At 67.5% G+C, this 15,483-nt stretch carries 15 protein-coding genes; all 15 read right to left on the bottom strand.

The window, feature by feature from the left end; all coding sequences use genetic code 11:
- Positions 1–2 precede the first annotated feature (2 nt).
- The 15 genes from BN976_RS14730 to BN976_RS14660 are packed head-to-tail and all read right to left on the bottom strand — an operon-like array spanning position 3 to position 15,480.
- Positions 3–809 (bottom strand): SDR family NAD(P)-dependent oxidoreductase, encoded by an 807-nt coding sequence (locus BN976_RS14730; protein ID WP_011781383.1) that lies wholly within the window; start codon positions 807–809, stop codon positions 3–5.
- A gap of 11 nt (positions 810–820) precedes the next feature.
- Positions 821–3,307, bottom strand: coding sequence for a CaiB/BaiF CoA-transferase family protein (locus tag BN976_RS14725; RefSeq protein ID WP_036371618.1), 2,487 nt, complete (start codon positions 3,305–3,307; stop codon positions 821–823).
- A gap of 7 nt (positions 3,308–3,314) precedes the next feature.
- On the bottom strand, positions 3,315–4,298 hold the full coding sequence (locus BN976_RS14720; RefSeq protein WP_011781385.1) for an enoyl-CoA hydratase/isomerase family protein: 984 nt from the start codon (positions 4,296–4,298) through the stop codon (positions 3,315–3,317).
- Positions 4,291–5,424: a M24 family metallopeptidase gene (locus BN976_RS14715; protein ID WP_011781386.1), complete on the bottom strand. Its 1,134-nt coding sequence runs from the start codon at positions 5,422–5,424 to the stop codon at positions 4,291–4,293. Before BN976_RS14715 ends, BN976_RS14720 begins: the two co-directional genes overlap by 8 nt.
- Entirely contained in the window at positions 5,414–6,682 is a 1,269-nt protein-coding gene (locus tag BN976_RS14710) for a M24 family metallopeptidase (protein ID WP_011781387.1), read from the bottom strand. Before BN976_RS14710 ends, BN976_RS14715 begins: the two co-directional genes overlap by 11 nt.
- A complete protein-coding gene (locus tag BN976_RS14705; RefSeq protein WP_011781388.1) occupies positions 6,679–7,896 on the bottom strand; it encodes an amidohydrolase family protein in 1,218 nt (405 codons plus the stop codon). The genes BN976_RS14710 and BN976_RS14705 overlap by 4 nt, the downstream gene beginning before the upstream one ends.
- 32 nt (positions 7,897–7,928) lie before the next feature.
- Positions 7,929–9,158 (bottom strand): cytochrome P450, encoded by a 1,230-nt coding sequence (locus BN976_RS14700; RefSeq protein WP_011781389.1) that lies wholly within the window; start codon positions 9,156–9,158, stop codon positions 7,929–7,931.
- A gap of 1 nt (position 9,159) precedes the next feature.
- Positions 9,160–9,354 (bottom strand): ferredoxin, encoded by a 195-nt coding sequence (locus BN976_RS14695; RefSeq protein WP_011781390.1) that lies wholly within the window; start codon positions 9,352–9,354, stop codon positions 9,160–9,162.
- 1 nt (position 9,355) lies between these two features.
- Positions 9,356–10,066 (bottom strand): TetR/AcrR family transcriptional regulator, encoded by a 711-nt coding sequence (locus tag BN976_RS14690; RefSeq protein ID WP_011781391.1) that lies wholly within the window; start codon positions 10,064–10,066, stop codon positions 9,356–9,358.
- Positions 10,063–10,893 carry an SDR family NAD(P)-dependent oxidoreductase gene (locus BN976_RS14685; RefSeq protein ID WP_011781392.1) on the bottom strand — a complete coding sequence of 277 codons (831 nt, stop codon included), beginning with the start codon at positions 10,891–10,893 and terminating at the stop codon, positions 10,063–10,065. Before BN976_RS14685 ends, BN976_RS14690 begins: the two co-directional genes overlap by 4 nt.
- Positions 10,890–11,714: an alpha/beta fold hydrolase gene (locus tag BN976_RS14680; RefSeq protein WP_011781393.1), complete on the bottom strand. Its 825-nt coding sequence runs from the start codon at positions 11,712–11,714 to the stop codon at positions 10,890–10,892. The genes BN976_RS14685 and BN976_RS14680 overlap by 4 nt, the downstream gene beginning before the upstream one ends.
- A gap of 4 nt (positions 11,715–11,718) precedes the next feature.
- Positions 11,719–12,312 (bottom strand): NADPH-dependent FMN reductase, encoded by a 594-nt coding sequence (locus tag BN976_RS14675; RefSeq protein WP_011781394.1) that lies wholly within the window; start codon positions 12,310–12,312, stop codon positions 11,719–11,721.
- Between the two features lie 8 nt (positions 12,313–12,320).
- Positions 12,321–13,319: a cyclase family protein gene (locus tag BN976_RS14670; RefSeq protein WP_011781395.1), complete on the bottom strand. Its 999-nt coding sequence runs from the start codon at positions 13,317–13,319 to the stop codon at positions 12,321–12,323.
- 2 nt (positions 13,320–13,321) lie between these two features.
- Positions 13,322–14,158, bottom strand: a complete 837-nt coding sequence (locus tag BN976_RS14665) for a coniferyl-alcohol dehydrogenase (protein ID WP_036371616.1) — start codon at positions 14,156–14,158, stop codon at positions 13,322–13,324.
- A gap of 2 nt (positions 14,159–14,160) precedes the next feature.
- Positions 14,161–15,480 carry an LLM class flavin-dependent oxidoreductase gene (locus BN976_RS14660; protein ID WP_011781397.1) on the bottom strand — a complete coding sequence of 440 codons (1,320 nt, stop codon included), beginning with the start codon at positions 15,478–15,480 and terminating at the stop codon, positions 14,161–14,163.
- Between the last annotated feature and the right edge of the window lie 3 nt (positions 15,481–15,483).

The raw sequence follows: 15,483 nt of genomic DNA, 5'->3' as shown, positions 1-15,483 counted from the left end.
GGTCACGCGGGGCCGAGCGTTGGTACACCGGTCTCGGGGTGGAAGTACCAACCCCCGGCCGCCGCGGTGCCGCCGTCCACATGGATCGTCTGCCCGGTGATGTAGGCGGCCATATCTGATGCGAGAAAGACTGCTGCGGAGGCCATCTCGTCGACGTGGCCGACGCGTCGCATCGGCACCATGTCGGCCATCGTCCCCGAGAGATCACCGAAGGCGAGCTTCTGCAGCCCCTCCGTCATGGTGAGGTCCGGGGCCAGGGCGTTGACGCGGATGCGGTGCGGGGCCAGCTCGAAGGAGGCGGTCTTGGTGTAGTTGACGACGCCGGCCTTGGCGGCGGCGTAGGCGGCGTAGCCCGGTGCCGCCCGGCTGCCCTCGATCGAGGTGATGTTGATGACGCTGCCCGGTTGTCCGACCTCGACAAGGCGGCGCGCAACCCGCTGGGTACAGAGCAGCACATGCCGGAGGTTGCTGCGGTACAACGCGTCCCAGCCGTTCTCCGACGTTTCCAGCAGGGGCGAGTTGAACGTCCCACCGGCGTTGTTGACCAGGATGGAGACGGTCCCCAGCTCGCGCTCGGTGCGCTCCAGCGCCGCCTGCACGGCCTCGGCGTCGCGGACATCGGTGGGCAGGCCGAGGGCGCCCACCGAGGCCGCGGCCTCCCCGCAGGTCTGCGGGTCACGCTCCCAGATCGCCACGGACGCACCGAATGCCGCCAGCCCGTGGGCGATTCCCTTGCCGATTCCCGCACCCCCGCCGGTGACGACAGCGACGCGGCCGGTGAGCAGGATGTCCGACGGGGCGATGGTCATACCGAAGCAGGCTAGCGGGCCGGCGCGGTGCCGATGACCCCATCGACCTCAAGTCGCCCGAGCTCGTCGTCGGTGACCCCGAGCTCGGCCAGCACCTCGCGGTTGTGTTCGCCCAGCAGCGGCGCCGGCGCGGTGTGCACCCGGTCCGGTCCGCGGGAACTCCGAAACGGCAGGGTGCTGTGCCGGGTGGTGGGGTTGACGGGGTGTTGGACGTATTCGAAGAACCCGCGCGAGGCCAGCTGCGGGATCTCGGTCTGGCGGTGCGGCTGCATCACCTTGGCCGCCGGAACGCCGTTGTCCCACAGGGCGGTGACGATCTGGTCCCCGGTGCGCTCCGCGCACCATGCGGCCAGGTGCCGGTCGATCAGGTCGTGATGGGCGCGTCGGCCCGGCGCGGTGGCGAGCTCGTCGACCATCGCCCACCCTGGCCGTCCCAGTGCCTGGCACAGCCCGGCCCAGTGGGCGTCGGTGGCCACCGCGATCGCCACCCAGCAGTCGTCACGGCCGAACTCGTCGATCTCGTTGGTGAGGTAGAGGTTCTGCGGGGCCGCCGTGGGACCGCGGTTACCGGCCCGCTGCAGCAGTGCGCCGTAGGCGGAGTACTCGATCACCTGCTCGGCGGCGACGTTGAGCGCGGCGTCGACCATCGCGGCCTCGACCATCGACCCCTCACCGGTGCGGCGGCGATGCTCCAGCGCCAGCAGGATCGCGTTGAGCGCGTGGACGCCCGCGTTCGGGTCGCCGACCGAGTACGGCTCGAACGGATTGAGGTCGGGATAGCCGGTCAGCCAGCTGATCCCGGCGGCTGCCTCGATAACGTAGGCGAAGGCCGGGTTGTCGCGCCAGGGCCCGTCCAGTCCGAATCCCGGCATGCGGGCCATGATGACGTCGGGCTTCACGGCCCTCACCGCGTCGTAGGTCAGGCCCATGCTCTCCAGCACGCGCGGGGTGAAGTTCTCGACGACGACGTCGGCGGTGGCGATCAGTTTCTTGAGGAGGTCTCTGCCGGTGTCGCTCTGCAGGTTCAGCGTGATGCCGCGCTTGTTGGTGTTCAGCCCGGAGAAGATCGGCGACCGCTCCCACCATTTGTCTTCGGTGACAGGGATGCCGGCGATCAACCGGGTGCCGTCCGGGTGGCGGGTGGACTCGACGTGGATGACGTCGGCGCCGAGCATGGCCAGGAGATGCGTGCAGCTCGGTCCGGCCCAGAAGGTCGTCATGTCGACGACGCGCAACCCCTCCAGCGGCAAGCTGTCTTTCCGCGGAATTGGGGGCACCACCCGCTTGCGGGGGACATTCCCGGCGGTCGTCGAGCTCGAATCGCGACCAGGAATGCTATTCCGCGGGACCGAGAGTGAGCGGTAGTGCTCGGTGTGCTCGCCGAGGCGGGGTGCGGGTGTCGGCGGTCGCAGCGTCGCCGGGCTCATCCGGTACGGGGGCGCGGGCTGGGTGAAGCCGTCACGGGGGTTGACGAGGAACGAGCCGCGTTGCACGAAGTGGTCGAGCGTCTCGACGTTGGCGCCGTTGGCCACCGGGGCGTTGGGAATGCGGAACGCCGTCGCCAGGTCACGGATCTCGTCGACGGTCTGGTCGGCGACCCAAGCGTAGAGCTCGTCAGCCTTCTCGTTGGCCTGCTGGGTGATCGACAGCGGCGAGTCCTCGTCGATCCACTCGACGTGTCCGGTCATCGCGCATAGATCGAACCACTGCTGGGCTGTGCCGCAGCCGATGTCGACCAGGCCGTCCTTGGCGCGGGCGATGCCCGGCACCGTCAACCTTCGCGCGTCACGCCACGGCCGGCCCAACATCTCGAAGTAACTCACCGGGTAGTAGGTGAGCCCGAGGATCGCGGTCTCCAGCATCGACAGGTCGATCGACTCTGCGCCGCCGCGCATGCGTGACGCCAGCGTGGCCGCGCTGGCGTACGCGCCCGCGAGGTACTCACCGACCTGGCCGCCGACGTACACGGGCGCCCGGTCCGGGGCGCCCCGACCCAGGCCGACGATACCGCCCGACCACGCCTGAAGGGTGAATTCCGTTGCGGGACGGTCGCACCAAGGCCCCTCCAGACCGAACGGGGTGATCGCGGTGACCGTGAGATGCGGATGGCGGTTCCGGATCTCCGCGGGCGCGAACTCGGGGCGCTCAGCCATCCCCGGCCCACGCGACCAGATCACCGCGTCCGCCTCGGCCAGCAGTGCGTCGACGAGTTCACCGTCGGCATCGGGTTCGGCCACCACCGAGTGCTTCGAGCACGCCAGGAACGAGAACAGGGCGCCGTCGGCGCCGGGGCCCGATTCGGCGCCCGCGCCGGGGCCCGATTCGGCGCCCGCGCCGGACGCCGACCAGCACCGCAGCGGATCACCCTGCGGCGCCTCGACTTTGACGACCCGAGCCCCGCCGTCGGCGAGCAGTTTCGTGCAGTACGCGCCGGCGATCCCGCTGGACAGGTCGACGACGACGTAGCCGGTGAGCGGCGGATCAGGCACTGGGGGCACCGAAGCTCTAGTCCTTCTTGGCCCGGTTGCGCTTGCTCAACCGGAATTCGGGCGGGAACTTGCTGTCGTTGTCGTTGACCGCGGCGGACAGACCGCTGTCGATCGACTCGAACATGTCGAGGTCGTCGTCGCTGTCGTTGGCGACGCCGTTGCCCATCGACTCGAAGAACGCGCTGAGCAGGCTGCCCATGTACTCGCCCTGCTGCTGCTTGAAGATCTCGAAGAACATCTTCTGCTGAAACACGGTGTCCACCGGGCGGTTCCGGGCACACGCCAGCGCGTACTTCCGGGTTTCGGCCTCCAGCTGGTCGCGAGTGACCACCTTGTTCAGGAAATTGCAGTCGTACATCTCGGCTGCGGTGAACGGACGGCCGGTGAAGACCATCTCCTGGAACTTGCGCAGACCCATCATCTGCACCCACGTCCACATCCGCGGGCCCCAGCCGTGATAGCGGAACGACGGGTGACCGAACAGCGCATCGTCGGACGAGATCACCAGGTCGGCGTCGGCGCACTGATAGAAGTGCCAGCCGTAGCAGTAACCCTTGGCTTCGACGATGCTGATCTTCTTGAAATCCTGCAGCGCGCGGTTTCCGGCCTGAGAGTTGGCGTACCAGGCGCTGATGGTGGCCCCGTTGCGGAACGTGCCCTTCGGCGGATAGGTCACCTCACCCACGCCGTCATCCTCAAGGCGCAACTCGGCCAACCGCGCGGCCGGATTGTCGTTGCCCTCCATGAACTCCGGAAGGTCGGCGCCGCTGCCAAGGTTGTCGCCGACGCCGCGGATGATCACCACCTTCACGTCGTTGTCGGTGTTGGCCGCACGCAGCACATCGGCATAGCGCAGCCGCGCCATCGACGTCGGCGCGTTGAGGAACTCCGGGCGGTTGAACGTGATGGTGGCGATCTTGGTCTTCGGATCCTTGTCGTAGAGAATGATCTCCTCAGGCGCGGGTCGCTCCGCGGCGGGGGGCTGTGGCCGCTCAGCCATGAACGGACTCACCGTAAGCCGGTGCGGTCGAGAGGATTTCGGCGCCGTCGGCGGTGATCAAGACCGCGTCGCGGGTGAACACCCCGCCTAACCCCTGTTCCCACACATAGGCGGTGACCGCAAGCACCATGCCCTCCTCGAGACGTTCGGCTTCCATGGTCGCCCGCAGATTCGGTGACACCACCGGCGGGTCGAAACCCAGTCCCAGGCCATGCGCCACCGGCATCGCCGGTAGAGGCTCACCGGCCTGCCCGTAGGCATCCAGCAGCGAGCTGACGGGCGCGCCCGGGCGGCAGGCCTGGAGCAACCTGTCCCACAGGTCGTCTCGGCGCCGGTAGAGCGCGCGCACGGCGTCGGTGGGGTCGCCGACATAGAGCGTGCGGGCCACCTCGGCGACATATCCGTCGGCCAGCACCCCGGCCGACATCGCCACCAGGTCACCCTCGCGCACCAGGCCGTCGCCGTCGGAGCGGCGCCACGGATGCTCCTTCGATGTCACCCAGGCGGCATCCTGGGTCGCGGGGGTACTGACCCCACCGGCCGCCTCAGCCTCCAGCACGGCGCCGGCGAGCGCCTTCTCGGCTATACCGGGACGGAGCGCGGCAACGCCCGCGGCCAGGCCTTCTTCGGCAACCACCAGCGCGCGACGCAACGCCTGCACCTCTTCGGGCGTCTTGATCCGCCGGGCCGCCTGCATGGCCTGCTCGGCGTCGACGAGGTCCGCGTGCGGGAAGGCCATCGGCAGCAGCTTGGCGAACGTCGGTGTCAGCGCATCGGTTCCGACCCGCCGTACGGTGTCGGCCCCCTTGATGCTCTGCAGTATGCCGACCAATGTCATCGGGTTCCACGCGAACCCGTACAGGTTCTGGTGCGGGATCTCCTCGGGGATCCCCTCGTCCCACGTGCTGTTGAGGTGGATCTCACCGGTGGCACGCACGAACTCGCAGATCGGCCCGAACGGGCGGGTGCCCACCACCCACAGCTGCGGGGCACCGGAGATGTAGCGAACATTGGCTTGACGTCCGAGCACCAGCATGTCGAGGTCGTGGGCCTCCATCTGCGCGAGGGCACGCTCCCGACGGCTGAAACGCAACGCCCGGCCGTCGGCCTCGATCTCAGTTCCCACTGGACACCTCGTATGGGTCGTACGGATACTCGGTCAGCGGCATCCAGCCGTCCTCGGTGACCACCACGATCTCCTCGCCGCGGTAGCCGCCGGTGCCGTCCTGCCACACCACCGGCTCGAACACCAACAGCATGCCGGCCGGGAAGACGAAGTTGTCATCCCAGTCCTGGCCGAGATCCGTTCCGATCATCGGCATTTCGGCCGCGCTCGTCCCGATGCCGTGGCCCAGATAGAAGTGCGGCAGCCACGGCTTCTCGCCGCCGGCAGCCGCGATCGCGGCACGCCCGAGGTCGCCGCACGTGGCACCGGCCTTGGTCACCGCGAGCACCCCGTCGACGATCCCGCTCCACTTGTCGAACTGAGCCTGCTGGGCCGGAGTCGGATCCTGACCGACGATCCAGGTGCGCCCGTGGTCGGAGCAGTAGCCGTGGTAGGCGATCGATACGTCGGTCCACAGCACATCGCCCTGCTGGAGCTCACGCTCGGTCGTCAGCAACGGCAGCGCGAGATCACCGGTGGTGGTCCAGGTTCCCTCCGCTTTTGACGTCGGCATGACCTGCCAGATCGAGTCGAACATGTTCGTGGTGGCACCGAGCTCGAAAGTGCGGCGCACGAATTCAGCCGACAGGTCGATCTGGCGCGCACCGGGCGCCAGCGACTTCTGAATCTCCGCGACGGCCTGTTCGGTGATCTGACAGGCGCGCCGGATGCACGCGATCTGGTCGATCGTCTTGACCAGTTTCGCCGCGCCGATCACCGGGGCGGCATCGACGGGCGCGCTGGGGAACAGCGCGCTGCCGGCCCGTCGCATCGCCCCGGTCAACTCATCGGTCGCGATCGTCGCGCCGGCCGGGATGAGGCCGGCCAGGATCGTCGCGAATTCACCGACTCCTTCGTCGAATTCGAGATAGACCGGGCCGTGCAGATGGTCGGTGGGTACACCTGACTCCATCGCCGCCCCCTCGCGGAAGGGCAGGAACAGGTGCGGGTGCTCGTCGTCGGCCAGCACGACCGCCACCGGGCGCTCGACGTGCGACAGGCCCGCGTCGGCCAGCGGCCAGCTGATACCGGTGGCATACATGACGTTGCCGTTGCCCAGCAGAACCAGCGCATCCACGCCCTGGTCGGCCATTGCGGCGTGCAGCCGCACACCGACCTCTCTGCGGAGTCGCGCGAAGTCAGGCTCGGCAGGGATGTCCAGCCACGAGTACCCGGTCCGGGCGATCTGGGTGACGCCGGATTGGGTGGACGTCGTCACGCTTCTGCCCCGATAGCTCCTTGCGTGCGCAGCCCCAGGAACTTCTGCACATTCGTGGACACGATCTTGACCGCCGCCTCCGCACCCACCGTCTCCACGACCGAGGCCAGCGACTTCTCGGAGTACCCGAACGTGCTCTCGTTGTGCGGGTAGTCCGAGGACCACATCACGTTGTCGACGCCGATGCGGTCGATCAGTTGCAGGCCCAGCGGGTCGACCATGAACGACGCGCTCATATGGTGGGCCCAGTAGTGGTTCACATCGTGCGCGAGTTCGTGGTTGAACATGTGCCGGTACGACGCGAGCATGTGCTCGGCGTCCTGCAGCGCGGTGGGCACCCAGGCGATGCCGCCCTCGAACCAGCCGATCTTCAGCGCGGGATGCCGGTCCAGGATGCCGGAGAAGACGTACTTGGCGAACTGTTCGCGGAACGAATCGACGTTGACCATCATGCCGACCACGACGCTGTTGTTCTGGCACGGCGTCTTCGGCGGGGTCTCCCCGATGTGGTGGCTGACCGGCAACCCGGCCGCCTCGATCTCGTCCCACACCGCGTCCATCTCGGTGCTGCCGTAGTCGTAGATGTTGCCGTCGTCATCCTTGCCGGGGTTCAGTGGCAGCAGAAAAGTCCTCAGCCCCAGCGACTTCAGCTCCTCGAGTGTGCTGCGCGTGCCCTTCGGATCCCACCAGTTGATCAGGCCGACGCCGTAGAAGTGGCCGTTGGAGCGCTCCTGCAGTTCGGCGATGTGCTCGTTGTAGATCCGGAACACCCGTTCGCGCAGGGCCTTGTCCGGGTAGTGGAACAACGCCAGCACCGCGTTGGGGAACGCCAGCTCCTTGTCGATGCCGTCCTCTTTGAGCTCCCGGATGCGGGCCTCGATGTTGTTTGACGCAGCACCGGCGAGATCGTCGTACTGCATGAGTACGCGGCCGAAATCACCGCCGGTCCAGGCCTTGCCCTTCATGCCGACCATGTACGCACCGTCCTCGTACCAGATCCGCGGTGCAGCGCCCTTGAGTTCCTCGGGGAAGCGCTCGTAGAAGATGTCGTCGGCCACCGAGATGTGGTTGTCGGCGGAGAAGATCTCGGTGCCTTCGGGAAGCCCGGTGAGGCCGCCCTCTGCCGCATGGCCGTGCCGGTTCTTGGGAGCGCCGAAGCCCTCCGGAGGATAGAGAGTAGCGGTTGCGGTCGCCGCCGTTGTTCGGATTGACACAGGGGTCTCCAATCGGGCTGTGGGAGAGGGCTTTACCAGGTCACCGGTAGTTCGTAGACGCCGTAGGCGAGCCGGTCGTGTTTGAACGGCACCTCCTCGAGCGGAATGGCCGGCTTCATCGTCGGGATGCGGCGCAGCAGGGTGTGGAACACGATCTGCAGTTCGGCGCGCGCCAATTGCTGACCGACGCACTGATGACGGCCGTAGCCGAAGCCGAGTTGCTGGGTGGCATCCCGGGTGAGGTCGAGTTTGTCGGGCTCGGGAAACGCCCGCGCATCCCAGTTGGCCGGCGCCAGATCGAGGATGATGCCCTCCCCCGCCCGGATGGTCTCGCCGCCGATCTCGATGTCCTCGGTGGCCACGCGCCGCTGTCCGTTCTGGATGATCGACAGGTAGCGCATCAGCTCTTCGACGGCGTTGGCGATGAACTTCGGGTCGTCCGAATCGCGAAGCAGCGCTGCCTGTTCGGGGTTCTCCAGCAGAGCGCAGATTCCGATGCCGATCATGTTGGCGGTGGTCTCGTGCCCGGCGATGAGCAATCCGGTCCCCAACTGGGCCGCTTCCTTGACACTGATCTCACCGGCGGTGACACGCTCGGCCAGATCGGACACCGCGTCCTCGGCCGGGTGGGCCTGCTTCTCCTCGACGAGGTTGATCAGGTACTGGTGCAGGCTCATCGCACCTTTCTGCATCGCGTCCGCGGCGGCATAGCGGGCCAGGCCGGCGTTCGCGTGCTCCTGGAAGAACTCGTGATCCTCGTACGGCACCCCGAGCATGTCGGAGATCACCCGGGTTGGCACCGGAAGAGCGAGCTTGGCGACCATGTCGGCCGGTTGTGGACCCGCCAGAATCTCGTCGATGCACTCGTCGGTGACCTGCTGGATCACCGGACGCAGCGCCTCGACACGCCGGAAGGTGAACGGCTTGGACAGCATCCGGCGGAACCGCGTGTGCTCCTCGGCGTCGGAGGTGAACACCGACCGCGGTCGCTTGTCCACGGTGGACAGCATGTGCTCGTTCCAGTGCGGAAAGCCCTCCCGACGGTCGTCCACACTCACCCTGGAATCGGCGAACAGCGTGCGCGCGACCTCGTGTCCGGTGACGAGCCAGGGCGTGGTGCCGTTCCAGATCCGCACGCGGGAAAGGGGCTTGACCTGGTTCATCTCGAGCATCTGCTGCGGGGGCGCGAACGGGCAGCCCGCCGTCCGCTCCATCGGATACTCGGGAACCGACACCGCTTCCTGCGCAAGCGTCTCTGTCATTTCACTCCTCGATATGGATGGCCAGGGCCGGGCATGCCGTCGCGGCCTTGCGGGTCTCTTCGGCATATTCGGGTCCGGGCTCGGGGATCAGCAGTTCGACGACCCCGTCGTCGTCGCGCTGGTCGAAGACCGCACCGGCGTTGAGGACGCACTGACCCGATGAGACGCACTTGTCCTGGTCGACCGTGACCCTCATGTCAGGCCGGCTCGGTGACGGGGGCGTGCCACAGCCCGATGATCGCGTCGATCAGGCCGGTGGCCGCGGCCTGCCAGGATGGGCGCGCCACCGGCGCGCCCTGCGCCAGCAGTCGCTCACGGTCGGCGCAGCTGTGCATCAACAGGTTGCGGCCCATGATGTTCCGCTCCACCCTGACATCGACGGGCAGATCGGGCAGGCAGCTGTTGATCCCGTCGAGCACCCGGACCAGCGACGGCGACGACAGCGCGTCCTTGACGATCATGTTGTGGTACGCGGGATCGGTCATGACCTGCGCGGCGAACCGGGCGTACCAGGTCGGATTGCCGAGGGCCGCCAGGTGATCGGTCAGCGGGCACACCAGAGCGGCGACCCAGTCGCGCATGTCCGTGGAGGCGCCGATTGCCGCGACCCGCTGCTCGCGTAGCTCCTCGATCGGCCCGCGGTGCTTGTGCTCGATGGCGCGCACCAGGTCGGCCTTGGTGCCGAAGTGGTAGCCGACGGCGGCGTTGTTGCCCTGCCCCGCGGCCTCACTGACCTGCCGGTTCGACACCGCGAAGACGCCGTGCTCGGCGTAGAGCCGTTCGGCCGCTTTCAGGATCGCCTCCTGGGTGCTGCTCGCGCGGTCGGCGCGCACCGTCCTCGCAGTCGTCACCCACTCAGTGAACCCGGTCACACCTACTAAGTCAAGCGACTGATTTAAAAAGCTCATGTCGCGGCCTCGGCGGGGGGCGGCTTGCGGACGATCACCTTGCCGGCGACGGTGCCGCCGTCCACCGGCAGCACCGTGCCGGTGATGTACCGCGACCGGTCGGTCGCCAGATACAGGGCAGCCTCGGCGACGTCCTCGGCGGTACCCTCCCTCTTCAGCGGGCGGTCGTCGCGCATCTGCCGGCGGATCCTGGCCTCGAAGCGCTCCAGTCGTTCACGATCCTCGTCGGTGGCCGACGACGCGAGGATGGGTGTCGGAATGTTGCCCGGCGCAAGGCAGTTGACACGGACCTCGTAATGCGCGAGCTCGATCGCCGCGCACTTGGTGAAGTGGATGATGGCTGCCTTGGACGCGCGGTAGGTAGACACGCCGCCGCCGGCCTGGATGCCGCCGATCGAGCCGAGGTTGATGATCGATCCGCCTCCGTGGTCGGCCATGTACCGCCCGGCGTCGCGGGTGCCTGCCATCACTCCGAGCAGGTTCACCCTCATGACGCGGTCGAACTCTTCGAGGTCCTCATGGAACAGGCCCTTGCGCAGCGGGCTGGAGATCCCCGCGTTGTTCACCATGACGTCCAGCCCACCGAACGTGTCCACCGCGGCGGCCACGAGTTCGGCGACCTGCCTCTGGTCACCCACGTCGGTGTGCCGGTAGACGGTCTTGGCGCCGCGGGAATTGAGCTCGGCGGCAAGCGGTTCCCCCAGATCGTCGCGCACGTCGGCGATGACGACGCGGGCGCCTTCGGCGGCGAAACGCTCGGCGATGCCCCGGCCGATTCCCGACGCTCCGCCGGTGACGATCGCGACCTTGCCGACAAGTTCGGTCATGTCTGCTCCTCGAAGAAGTCCAGCAACTCCTGGTTGACGGCGGCGGGCTGCTCGATCTGCGGGCAGTGCCCGGCGTCGTCGATCACCGCCGATCGGCCGTGCCTGATCTGCCCGGCGATCTCGGCCGCCCACCCTGTGGGCAGCAACTTGTCGTCGCGTCCCTCGAGCACCAGGGTCGGGACGGTGATGCGGTCGTAGGCCCGCGCGCTGCTCGGTGTCGCCGGAGGATCCAGACCTGGTCGGCGAAACCGTGCCGCCGCCAACGACTCCCACGCTCCCGGCGCAATACTGGACTCATAGCGCCGCCGCACGTACTCGTCGTCGGTCGGGTAGGCGGGGTCGGCGAACAACGCCGCGACGATCCGGCGCATACCCTCGAACGTGGCGTCGTAGTCGTAGAGGGCGTCGACGTGCTCGTTGCGTTGGATCTCCCCGCCGCCACAGATCAGCACCAGGCTGCGGACCGGCAGCACGGCGGCGTCCGAGGTGACGTCGACGAGCAGGTTGATCGCGCCCATCGAGTTCCCGACGAAATGGGCGGCCTCGACGTCCATCACCTCGCAGAAGCGTGCGATATGCCGGATGCGCATTCCGCGGCCGTCGGTGAAGTCGACGACCTTGGCGGAGTCGCCGAAGCCGAGCATGTCCGGCGCCAGCACCCGGTATCGCTGCGCCAACGGCGCGATTGTGTGCTCCCACCCGATCCGGGCACTGGCGCCGAATTCGCCTCCGTGCAACAGCACGACCGGTTCACCATGTCCCGCTTCCAGATAGCTTGTACGAAGTCCGTCGACCAGCACCGATTTGGGTTCGAGCGCCATGGCGTCAGGTAACCGAATCCCTGTTCGTCTGCGCGAAGGCCAGGACCTGGCTCGTCAGCAGATCGAGTTGGTTCGCCACGGCCCTGCCCTGTTCGGTGGCGGCGAGCTCACCGGACGAGTCCCAGACCGGGTCGGCGGAGTTGATCGCCACGCCCAACGGCGTCGGCCACGCCCGCAGGGCGTGCCCGATGCTGCGAAGTTGGGTCAGGGTGCCGACGGCCGCCTGCCAGCCGTATGCGCAGCTGATGCAACCCCACGGGGTGTTGTCGAGGTACACGCGGGGGTCGTCGCGGAGGTCCTCGATGTAGTCGAGCGCGTTCTTCACCAGACCCGAGATGGCGCCGTGGTATCCCGGCGAGCCGACCACGACGGCGTCGGCGTCCCGCAGCGTCTTGACCAGTTCCAGGGCGCGCGGGGTGCGTTCCAACTCGTGGGGTGCATACATGGGCAGATCGAGATCCTCGGCGCTGAACAGTCGCGTGCGCCCGCCCTGTCGCTCCACCGAGGCCAGGCAATACCGCAACGCCCTTTCGGTCGATGAGTTGGCTCGAAGCGTTCCGCCGAGGCCGACGATGAACGGTTGGTTGGTTCCGGTCACTTCCCCACTCACTTGATCGCAATCGGACTGACGGGCGCCCCGACCGCACCGACCACCTTCAACGGCGGTGCGACGAGCTGGAATTCGTACACGCCGTCGGCGGCGCAGTCGGCGGCCAGCGGACCGAGGTCCCAGTACTCGCCGAGCATCAGGCCCATGTCACGCAGGCACAGCATGTGCATCGGCAGGAACGTGCCCTCCACACCGTTGCCGGGATCGGGATCCTCGACCATCAGGTTGTCCGCGGCCACGGCGGCCACCTCGTGCTCGTGCAGCCAGGAGGCGCAGGTCCAGTGCAGCCCGGAACCGGCTTCGCCGCCGTCACCGGTGGACAGGAAGCGCGTCCACCACCCGGTGTGCACGACGACGATGTCGCCGGAACGGATCTCGACGTTCTGTCGGGCCACAATCTCGTCGAGTTCGTCGGGGGTGATGGGTGCTCCCGGCTGGCAGAACGTGTCGACGCCCCGGTGGGCGACGACGTCGAGAAGAACACCACGGGACGTGATGCCCTTGTTGTCGACCTTCTCGATGCCGAGGTGGAACGCGCCGAAGCTCGTCACCGAATCGGCGGGAAAGCCGTTGTAGAGCTTGTCCTCGTAATACACGTGCGACATCGCGTCCCACTGGGTGGCCGCTTGCAGCGGCATCACGATGATGTCGTCGTTGAAGCGGAACGGGTTGTCGGCGAAGAAGGCGCTCATGTCGGCGGCCACCGCGTTGCGCAGCCACTGCGGGCCGTACTCGACCAGGGTGGAGGCGTCACCGCCGTCGACGGTCATCACGTGCACGGGATTCTGCCGGAACTTGAACGCGCCCTGCGGTCCCCCTGAACTGAAGTCTCCGCCCAGCGAGATCACCTTGCCCTGCTTGACCAGGCCCGCCGCCTCGGCGACCTTCGCGGGTGTGATGAAGTTCAGCGTGCCGACTTCGTCGTCGTCGCCCCACCTGCCCCAGTTGCGGACCTCGTCTGCCACCCTGCGGAAATCCTTCATGGTGCCGGTCATCGTCAACTCCCCTGTGCTGCCTGAATGTCGGTCATCTGCGCCGAGATCCGCTGGGCCAGAATGCCGCCGTCGGTCCACACCACCTGCCCGGTGAGGTAGCCGGCCGCCCGGCTGCCCAGGAAGATCAGCATCGCGGCCTGTTCCTCGGCCGTGGACACCCGCCCCAGCGGCGCGGTGAACGAGTCGAGGTACTGCTGCCCGTAGGCGGAACGCAACTGGTCGAGAATCGGGGTCTCGGTGACACCCGGTGCGCTGCAGTTGATCCTGATACCGCGGGCGCCCAGATCGGCCGTCCGGCGCATCCCGTAGAGGATGATCGCCTCCTTCGACTGCCGGTAGCCGCCGTCGGCGAGGGCCTCGGGATGGTCGGCGCACCACTGGAGCCCTTCGGCCACCGATCCGGTTTCCAGCAGACCCGCGGTGGTGGCCGCGTTTTCCAGATAGGCCGACGCCGCCAGCGACGACACATTGGTGATCGACGACCCTTCGGGCATCCGCGCGATCAACGCCTCGGTGAACTGACGCATGCCGAGGAAGTTGATGCGCATCACCAGCAGCGGATCCTTGATCCCCGACGACACCCCGGCGACGTTGAACAGCGCGTCGACGCGGCCGTCGACCGCTGCGGCCGCGGCGTCGACCGATCTGGGCTCGGCGAGATCCAACTGCACGAAGTCCTGGATCGCGCTCTGCGCGTCCGGCTCTCGAAGATCCAGGCCGGTGACCCGGGCACCGAGACTCCCGAGCTGGTGCGCCACCTGTGCGCCGATCCCCGAGGCGCACCCGGTGACCACGACGTGTCTGCCGTCGAAGCGCACAAGCTCGTCGAGTGCGGTCACGGTCAGCTCGCGGCTTCCTTCGCGGCCTTGGCGTCCTTCTCGGCCTGCGCGGCTTTGACCCGGCCCTCGTTGATCTCGGCCATCGCCTCGGGAATCTCACCGGCGGTGAACTTGCCGCCGCGGCCGGTGGGCAACCCACCGAACGCGTAGGTCTCGTCGAACAACGGTGCGTCCCAGGACTGCCGGCGGGCCTCCACCTTCTCGATCACCGGCTCAAGTCGCTTGGCCTTGTCCTTGACCGCCTTCTCGTCGCGCTCGATGAACTCGGGCAGGATGTCCCTGCCCATGATCTCGATGGACTCCATCGTGCCCTCATGGCTGCGGGGATTGAGCAGCAGGATGATCTCGTCGACACCGCTGGCCTCGTACCCGCGCAGGAATTCCCGCACGGTGTCCGGTGAGCCGATCGCGCCGCGACCGGGCCCGTAGGCCAGCGTGGGATCCTCCTTGACCGCCTTCTCGTACAGCTCCCATACTCCGGTGCGGCCGGGGGTGTGCATCCCCGTCAGGTAGTAGTGCATGATCCCGAACGAGAAGAACCCGCCGCCGATGCCGAGCCGCTCGAGCGCCTCCTCGTCGGTCTTGGCCACCATCATCGACAGGTCACCACCGATCGCCAGGATGTTCGGGTTGATCGCCGGGGTGATCGGCGCGCCCTGCTCCTCGAATTCCTTGTAGTAGCCGTCCACCCGCTCCTTGAGCGCCTCCGGCCCGGTGTAGGCGAAACTCAGTGCGCCGATGGCCTTCTGGGCCGCCATCTGCACCGACGACGGCCGGGTGCACGCCACCCAGACCGGCGGGTGGGGCTGCTGCAGCGGCTTGGGGATCACGTTACGGGCCGCCATCTCGACGTGTTCGCCCTTGAACCCGGTGAACGGGGCCTCGGTCATGCAGCGGATCGAGACCTCGAGGGCCTCTTCCCACATCGTGCGTTTGTCGGCCGGATCGATGTTGAACCCGCCCAGCTCGGCGACCGACGAACCCTCGCCGGTGCCGTACTCCACCCGACCGTTGGACAGGTGGTCCAGCGTCGCGACCCGCTCGGCGATGCGGGCGGGATGGTTGATCGGTGGCGGCAGGTGCATGACGCCGAAGCCCAGCCGGATGTTCTTGGTGCGCTGACTGGCCGCCGCCAGGAACAGCTCGGGCGCGGTCGAATGGCAGTACTCCTCCAGGAAGTGATGCTCGGTGAGCCACACGGTCGAGAAGCCGGCCTTGTCGGCGAGCTCCACCTCGTCCAGTCCGTGCTGGAAGAGCTGGTGTTCGTCGTCTTCCGACCAGGGTCGGGGCAACGGGAACTCGTAGAACAGAGAAATCTTCACTGC

Origin of the sequence: Mycolicibacterium austroafricanum, from assembly GCF_000612725.1 — a bacterium.
Lineage (GTDB): Bacteria > Actinomycetota > Actinomycetes > Mycobacteriales > Mycobacteriaceae > Mycobacterium > Mycobacterium austroafricanum.
This window is presented reverse-complemented; position numbering and strand designations above follow the sequence as displayed.

What these genes read in the sequence shown, in the direction of transcription:
- BN976_RS14720 (WP_011781385.1), bottom strand. Translation starts at nt 4,298, where the DNA reads ATGGCTGAGCGGCCACAGCCCCCCGCCGCGGAGCGACCCGCGCCTGAG.
- BN976_RS14680 (WP_011781393.1), bottom strand. Translation starts at nt 11,714, where the DNA reads ATGGCGCTCGAACCCAAATCGGTGCTGGTCGACGGACTTCGTACAAGC.
- BN976_RS14730 (WP_011781383.1), bottom strand. Translation starts at nt 809, where the DNA reads ATGACCATCGCCCCGTCGGACATCCTGCTCACCGGCCGCGTCGCTGTC.
- BN976_RS14700 (WP_011781389.1), bottom strand. Translation starts at nt 9,158, where the DNA reads ATGACAGAGACGCTTGCGCAGGAAGCGGTGTCGGTTCCCGAGTATCCG.
- BN976_RS14690 (WP_011781391.1), bottom strand. Translation starts at nt 10,066, where the DNA reads ATGAGCTTTTTAAATCAGTCGCTTGACTTAGTAGGTGTGACCGGGTTC.
- BN976_RS14695 (WP_011781390.1), bottom strand. Translation starts at nt 9,354, where the DNA reads ATGAGGGTCACGGTCGACCAGGACAAGTGCGTCTCATCGGGTCAGTGC.
- BN976_RS14685 (WP_011781392.1), bottom strand. Translation starts at nt 10,893, where the DNA reads ATGACCGAACTTGTCGGCAAGGTCGCGATCGTCACCGGCGGAGCGTCG.
- BN976_RS14670 (WP_011781395.1), bottom strand. Translation starts at nt 13,319, where the DNA reads ATGACCGGCACCATGAAGGATTTCCGCAGGGTGGCAGACGAGGTCCGC.